The 7,576-nt window shown below is 31.6% G+C and carries 7 protein-coding genes, 1 pseudogene and 1 riboswitch; of the genes and pseudogenes, 7 read left to right on the top strand and 1 reads right to left on the bottom strand.

Going from position 1 to position 7,576, the window contains the following annotated elements:
• Positions 1-38 precede the first annotated feature (38 nt).
• Positions 39-875 (bottom strand): helix-turn-helix domain-containing protein, encoded by an 837-nt coding sequence (locus AACQ14_RS23570; RefSeq protein WP_339365994.1) that lies wholly within the window; start codon positions 873-875, stop codon positions 39-41.
• A 108-nt stretch (positions 876-983) separates the two neighbouring features.
• Here AACQ14_RS23570 and AACQ14_RS23565 point away from each other — a divergent pair, with 108 nt between their 5' ends.
• The 7 genes and pseudogenes from AACQ14_RS23565 (at position 984) to AACQ14_RS23535 (ending at position 7,425) form a co-directional block, all read left to right on the top strand.
• Positions 984-2,465: an alpha-L-fucosidase gene (locus AACQ14_RS23565; protein WP_339365993.1), complete on the top strand. Its 1,482-nt coding sequence runs from the start codon at positions 984-986 to the stop codon at positions 2,463-2,465.
• Positions 2,466-2,525: 60 nt separating this feature from the next.
• A riboswitch (TPP riboswitch) is annotated at positions 2,526-2,633 on the top strand.
• A 133-nt stretch (positions 2,634-2,766) separates the two neighbouring features.
• Positions 2,767-3,270, top strand: a complete 504-nt coding sequence (thiW, locus tag AACQ14_RS23560; protein ID WP_339365992.1) for an energy coupling factor transporter S component ThiW — start codon at positions 2,767-2,769, stop codon at positions 3,268-3,270.
• Positions 3,267-4,046, top strand: a complete 780-nt coding sequence (gene thiD, locus AACQ14_RS23555; protein WP_339365991.1) for a bifunctional hydroxymethylpyrimidine kinase/phosphomethylpyrimidine kinase — start codon at positions 3,267-3,269, stop codon at positions 4,044-4,046. Before thiW ends, thiD begins: the two co-directional genes overlap by 4 nt.
• Before the next feature lie 4 nt (positions 4,047-4,050).
• A complete protein-coding gene (gene thiM, locus AACQ14_RS23550) occupies positions 4,051-4,875 on the top strand; it encodes a hydroxyethylthiazole kinase (RefSeq protein ID WP_339365990.1) in 825 nt (274 codons plus the stop codon).
• Positions 4,865-5,449 (top strand): annotated as a pseudogene (gene thiE / locus AACQ14_RS23545) (thiamine phosphate synthase); the annotation flags it as partial. The gene thiM and the pseudogene thiE, both read left to right, overlap by 11 nt.
• A 42-nt stretch (positions 5,450-5,491) precedes the next feature.
• Positions 5,492-6,799 (top strand): phosphomethylpyrimidine synthase ThiC, encoded by a 1,308-nt coding sequence (gene thiC / locus AACQ14_RS23540; RefSeq protein WP_339365995.1) that lies wholly within the window; start codon positions 5,492-5,494, stop codon positions 6,797-6,799.
• Positions 6,800-6,879: 80 nt separating this feature from the next.
• On the top strand, positions 6,880-7,425 hold the full coding sequence (locus tag AACQ14_RS23535) for a hypothetical protein (protein WP_339365989.1): 546 nt from the start codon (positions 6,880-6,882) through the stop codon (positions 7,423-7,425).
• The last annotated feature ends 151 nt before the right edge of the window (positions 7,426-7,576 follow it).

Genomic DNA, 7,576 nt, shown 5'->3' with positions numbered 1-7,576 from the left:
ATTTTTATTCTTATTTTTAATTTCTAGGATACCTTTGTTTATATATTCTTATAAGTCAACTGTCTATATTGCTTTGGAGATAATCCAGTCTGTTTTTTGAAAACCAGAGAAAAATAATATGGGGTACTAAATCCTACTAATTCTGAAATCAATTTAATACTTTCATTATTAATAGTTAATAATTCCTTAGCTCTTTCAATACGCAGTCTATTTATATATTCCATAGGAGATAGACCAAAAGTACTTGTGAATAACCTTATCAAGTAATTAGGATGAAGATTCATATAATCAGCAAGTACATTAATTGTAATTTTAGTGTGAAGATTTTCTTCTATAAAATCTAATAGTAGATTAAGCTTAGTATCTGTCATTTGTGTTTTGAGGGTAATATCATATTTACAAATCTCTGAAAAATATGTAGATAATAGCTGCATTAAAGTTGCTTGAGCATTCAATGGTGAGAAAGGATTATCACTATTATAAGAAGCAGTCAAGTTCTCAAAAAGTGAAATAATCTTTTGGGGATTTTTTATTGTCTTTATGTATGGTATATCTAGAAAATCTGATATGGGAATTGAACCAATATATGCATTGAAATGGCACCAGTGTTTAGTATAAGTTTTTGGACCTATTGTAGAATAACCATGTGTACAACCTTCTGGTATAAACATTAAATCTCCTGATTTTGGGTAATATGCAATATCATCAATGTAAACAACACCATAACCTTTTTCAATAAAATATATTTTACAATAACCTAAGTTGGTTTGTGTATCCTTCCAAGTTAGAGGAACTTGATTATAAGCTGATATTATTAGATTAACCCTAAGATAAGACATGTATTTTGAAATCATTTTATCCTGTGATTTTGCCATCTTCTTCTCCTTAATATAAATATTATAAAAATAGGTTAATATTTTATATTTATATTATATCACAGATTAATTAATATATAAATATATCAGTGAAGGGAGAAGATTTTTATGAAAAGGGTAAAAGATTATCTTGAAACTATTGAACAGGTCATTAGTAAAGGACCGTATACAGATACATGGGAATCATTAAGGGAATATAAAGAACCTAAGTGGTATAAGGATGCAAAATTTGGTATCTTCATTCATTGGGGAATTTATTCAGTTCCAGCTTATGGTAATGAATGGTATCCAAGAAATATGTATATAAAAGGGTCAAAAGAATATGAGCATCATATAAAGACTTATGGTGAGCATAAAGACTTTGGATATAAGGATTTTATACCAATGTTCAAAGGTGAAAAATTTGATGCTGATGAATGGATGAAACTTTTTGCTGATGCTGGAGCTAAATATGTTATGCCTGTTGCAGAACATCACGATGGATTCCAAATGTATGATAGTGAACTATCAAGGTTCAATGCAGCAAAGATGGGACCACAACAAGACATAATAGGAGCGTTAAAGAAAGCTGCAGAAGAAAGAGATATAGTTTTTACTGCATCAAGTCATAGAGCAGAGAATTATTGGTTCATGTCAGGACTTAGAGAGTTTGATTCAGGACTTCAAGATATTCAGTTTCAAGAGCCTTATGGATATGCTGTAAAGTTATTTGAGAATGATGATTTGCATGAGACTACTCATAATATTCATAGTCAAGGACCATCAACTGAGCATTTGGATAATTGGCTTGTTAGAACTTGTGAGCTTGTAGATAAATATGAGCCTAAGATTGTATGGTTTGATTGGTGGATACAAAATGTAGCTTTTAAACCTTATCTAAAAAAATTCGCGGCTTATTACTATAATAGGGGTGTAGAATGGGGTGAAGACGTAGCCATTAACTATAAATTTGATGCTTTTGCAAAAGGTACTGCAATATTTGATGTAGAAAGAGGACAGTTAGCTTCTATAAGACCTAGACTCTGGCAGACAGATACAGCAATAGCAAAAAATTCATGGGGTTATACAGAAAACAATGATTTCAAGACTCCTGAATCAGTAGTATGTGACCTTGTTGATATTGTAAGTAAAAATGGTTGTCTATTGCTTAATATTGGTCCAAAATCTGATGGTACAATAACACAAGAAGAGGAAAATGTATTACGAAGTATTGGTAAATGGTTAAGGATCAATGGTGAATCAATATATGATACTGAATATTGGAGTACTTTTGGTGAGGGACCAACAGAAGTCATTGAAGGGGCATTCAATGATGAAAAACGTTCACCTTTTACTTGTGAAGACATAAGATTTACATATAATGCTCCATATATCTATGCTAATGTATTAAAATGGCCTGATAATGATAAAGTCATAATTAAATCATTACAAAAAGGTAGTAAATATTTTGCAGGTGATATAATGGATGTTAAGATTTTGGGGTATGATGATCACTTGAGCTATAAACAGAATGAAGAAGGGTTAATAATAACAACTGATAAGTCGATAAATACAACTTATCCTGTTTGTATTAAGATAAAGATTAATTAAATTTAAAATCTATTGATTATATTAAGTAATTATGTTACCATATACTCGAATAAAAAATTAAACATTGGCTAGGGGGGCTAGTATAGCTAGCTGAGATAAAGAACGATATTCTTTGACCCTTGACCTGATCTGGTTCGTACCAGCGGAGGGAAGCTTATCGTAATATTTATTGATATGGTATTAAGGCAATCCTCGGATTGCCTTTTTGTTATTTATAGGTTTGCTTCGCCAATAAACCTCATTAAAATGTTTAATTATCTTATTAACGAGTTAATTAATTTTTATGAAAGGAAATGATTACATGAAACTAGAAACTAGAAAATTAGCTTTATCTGGTGTACTTATTGCGCTAGGTGTTGTACTAAGCCCGTATCATATTCCTATTGGTGCTGCAAAATGTTTTCCGTGGCAACATCTAATCAACGTAATATCTGCAATACTATTAGGACCTGTATACGCAGTACTTAATGCAATAGTTATATCCACATTAAGAAATATTTTTGCTATGGGAACATTGTTAGCATTTCCCGGCAGTATTTTTGGTGCTTTATTTGCTGGTCTAATGTTCAAGAGATTTGCTAATACATATCTTGCTGCTCTAGGTGAAGTAATAGGAACAGGGATTATCGGAGCAATAATAGCATGTCCAGTAGGTATTTTATTTATGGGCAGAGAAGCTGCAATATTTGGTTTAGTAATACCATTTATTATTAGCTCTTTTGCAGGAGCAGTAATAGCTGTATTACTATTTGAACTTACAGCATTAAAAAAATTAGTCATGAAAAAGAAGGTATCTATACAATGAAAACAGCGTTAACAATTGCAGGTTCAGATTGCAGTGGTGGTGCAGGGATACAAGGAGACCTTAAGACATTTGCTGCTCACGGAGTTTATGGTATGAGTGTTATTACAGCTGTAACTGCTCAAAATACAACAAAAGTATCACATATTCAGGGACTTGAACCTATAACAATTTCCAAACAAATAGAAGCTATATTTGATGATATAAAAGTGGACAGTATCAAAATAGGAATGTTGTTCAACAAGCGAATAATAACAGCTATTGTAAATATTTTTAAAAATTATCAATTACCTAAGATAGTTTTAGACCCTGTAATGATATCAACAACAGGAAGGATTTTACTTAAGGGTGATGCAATAGAAAGTATTGTTGAAGATATGTTTCCATTATGTAATCTCATAACTCCAAATATTCTTGAAGCAGAACGATTAACTGATACACCCATAAGTAATACAGATGATATGGAAACAGCTTGTAGAAAATTATATGAGCTTGGTCCAAAAAATATTCTGGTCAAAGGTGGACATCTTAGAGATGCAGCATGTGATGTTTTATTTGATGGAAAAGATTTTACATATTATAACCATAAAAGAATAGACAACCCTAATACCCATGGAACTGGGTGTGCATTATCTTCTGCCATAGCAGCCAATATTAGTAAGGGGCAAAATACTGTTGATGCAGTTGGAATGGCAAAAGATTATATTACAAAAGCAATAGCAGGAGGATTTTCCATTGGTTCAGGAGATGGACCGGTTAATCATTTCATAGAGAGGTAATATTATGAATAATTATATTGACACTTTTGACTTTGGTAAAATATATAAAAATTCAATGAAACCGTTAGTACATTATATCACTAACTATGTAACGTCTAATGACGTAGCAAATATGACTCTTGCTTTTGGAGGTAGTCCAATCATGGCAGAAGCCATAGAAGAAATAGAGGAAATAACTTCAATGAGCAATTGTTTAGTAATTAATATCGGTACTGTTTCGTCTATTAAGATACAGTCAATAAAAAAATCTATACAGGTTGCAAACGATAATAATATACCTGTAATATTAGACCCTGTAGGTGTAGCTGCTACCAGTTATAGAAAAGAGATAGTTTTTGATATACTTGATAATTACAAAATAGATGTCATTAAAGGTAACGCATCTGAGATTAAAGCACTGCTTGGATTAAAGACTAATTCAAAGGGTGTGGATTCAGAAGAAATAGATATAGAGGATATCGGCGTTATTGGACATAAAGTTGCTAAGACATATAATACTATAGCAGCAGTTACAGGAAAAATTGATACTATTTGTAGTGATAAATATGTCGCTAAGATCAACGGCGGCTCTAAAATGCTCACATCTATAACAGGAACAGGATGTATGATATCACCATTAATAGCTGTATCATTAGCCAAATCTCGTGATGCTTTTCTTAGTAGCGTCTATGGTATATCAGCTATGGACGAGGCAGCTGATATAGTAGAAAATAATTTAAGAGACCAAGAATCAGTGGGGACATTTAAAGTAAAATTATTTGATAGTATTTATAATATGAAGAACAAGAATTTGATAGATGGAAAGAAGGTAACTGTAAATGAAATTTGAAAATGAATTATATTTGATTTCAAAACAATATCCAGACTTTAATATCCTACTAGAGAAGACAGAACAAGCCCTTAGAGAGGGAATATCTATTTTTCAATATAGAAGTAAAGAAAAGAATAAAGATCTATTACATAATGAAGCTATAAAAATAAAAGGATTATGTCATAAATACAATGCCTCACTTATAATAAATGATAGAGTAGATATTGCAAAAGAAGTAGGAGCAGATGGTGTTCATCTTGGACAAGATGATACCAGTATAAAAGAAGCAAGGGATATTCTTGGTGAAGATGTTATTATCGGAGCAACAGCTAAAACTGTTGAAGATGCTATAAGATGTTATGAAGAAGGAGCAGACTACCTTGGAGTAGGAGCTTTATTTCCTTCACCAACTAAACTTGATGCAGTACAGATTAAGCTTAAAACATTAATTGATATTAAAAACGCTGTTCCTATACCCATTGTTGGTATTGGAGGTATTACAGCGAAGAATTTATCAAAAGAAATAAATGAGAATGTGGATTCAATTGCTGTAATTTCTGAGATTTATGATTCAAAAAATATAAAGGATGCTATAAAAAAACTAAAAGACGCTTTTTTGAAAGGAAGGAATACAATGAATTATACTACACAAATGGATGCTGCCAGAAAAGGCATTATCACAAAGGAAATGGAAATAGTAGCAAAAAAAGAAAATATGGATGTTAATGTTCTAGCTGATAAAATAGCAAAAGGTACAGTTGTTATTCCAGCTAATAAAAACCATAAAAGTATTGATCCAGAAGGTGTTGGAGAAGGATTAAGAACCAAAATCAATGTTAACTTAGGTATATCAAAAGATAGTTATGATATAGATAGAGAGCTTGAAAAAGTAAAAGCAGCTATTGACATGAAAGCAGAATCAATCATGGACCTTAGTAACTATGGTAAAACTGAGGAATTCAGAAAAAAACTTATTGATATGTCATCTGCAATGATAGGAACTGTACCTGTATATGATGCACTAGGTTTCTATGATAAGGAATTAAAAGATATTACAGAAAAAGAATTTTTGGATGTTGTTGAAAAACATGGTAAAGATGGTGTGGATTTTGTAACTATCCATGCTGGAATTAATAGAGAAACAGCCAATACATTCAGAAGAAACCCTAGACTTATGAATCTAGTTTCAAGAGGTGGTTCTCTTATGTTTGCATGGATGCAGTTAAATAAAAAAGAAAACCCATTCTATGAACACTATGATGAATTACTTGATATTTGTGCTAAATATGATATTACAATAAGTCTTGGTGATGCATGTAGACCAGGAGCAATAGCTGATTCAACAGATGCAAGTCAAATCAAAGAATTAATAGTGCTTGGTGAATTAACAAAAAGAGCATGGGCTAAGAATGTCCAAGTTATAATTGAAGGACCTGGACATATGGCTATAAATGAAATTGAAGCTAACATGTTACTTGAGAAAAAATTATGTCATGGTGCACCATTTTACGTATTAGGTCCTTTAGTAACTGATATTGCACCAGGATATGACCATATCACAGGAGCTATTGGTGGAGCTGTTGCAGCTGCGAGTGGAGCTGATTTCTTATGTTATGTAACTCCAGCAGAACATCTAAGACTACCTAGTATTGATGATATGAAGGAAGGAATCATAGCCACTAGAATTGCCGCTCATGCTGGTGATATCGGCAAAAAATTACCTAATTCAAGAGCATGGGATAATAGTATGAGCTATGCTAGACAACAACTAGACTGGAATAAAATGTTTGAATTGGCTATGGACCCAGTTAAAGCCAAGAAATATCGTGAAAGCTCAAAACCAGAAGATGAGAATTCTTGTTCAATGTGCGGTAAGATGTGTGCAGTACGTAATCTAAACAAAGTATTGAATGGTGAAGATATAAATATATTAAGAGATTAATTACACTTTACATTTATATATTATATATGTATAATGATTAGCGTAGCAATTATACAAATATTTTAAATGAGGGTGAAAAAATGAAAAAGTATTTTTTAGTAACAGTAGTAATATTATCCGTGCTTATGTTTCAAGGATGTAGTAAAAGTAATTCTTCTAAAGACAATGAAGCTACAAAAGCAGTCTCATCTTTTATGGATAATCTAGTTGAAGGAAACTTCAAGGAAGCTTATGATAATCTTGAGACAAAAGTTGAAGATGAATTTTTTGATGAGATGCAAACTAATCCTATGAATGATTTATTATTCGGTCAATTAAAATATGAGGTTGTTGATTCAGAGATAAAAGATGATACTGCAACTGTCAAGATTAAGGTTACACATCCAAAACTTGATGAAATAGTTGCATCTCTTATGTCTTCAGTAGATATTAGTAATCTTGGTGACCAAGCTGGTGACAGTGTCGAGAAAGGTCAAGACATGTTACAGAAAGCGCTTGACGAAGTAACAAAAGATAAAGAAATTGCTACAGAAGAAACTGAAGCTGTAATTGAATTAAAACTTGTAGATGACAAATGGGTTATTAGTGAAGATTGCGATTTAACTGGTATCTTAGGTGTTCAATAAGTTTTAAATAATTATAAGTAAAAGATTCTGTGAGATAACTCATGGAATCTTTTTTATATGAAATTTTTATGAAATAGTTTTACAAAAAAGCGTATAATAATTACAAAGGAATAAATGTTATTCATTATAGAAAGGATTGAAAACTTTATAT

This window comes from Vallitalea maricola (assembly GCF_036985595.1).
Taxonomy (GTDB): domain Bacteria; phylum Bacillota; class Clostridia; order Lachnospirales; family Vallitaleaceae; genus Vallitalea; species Vallitalea maricola.
The sequence above is the reverse complement of the archived record's forward strand: the minus strand, read 5'-3'. Positions and strand labels throughout refer to the sequence as shown.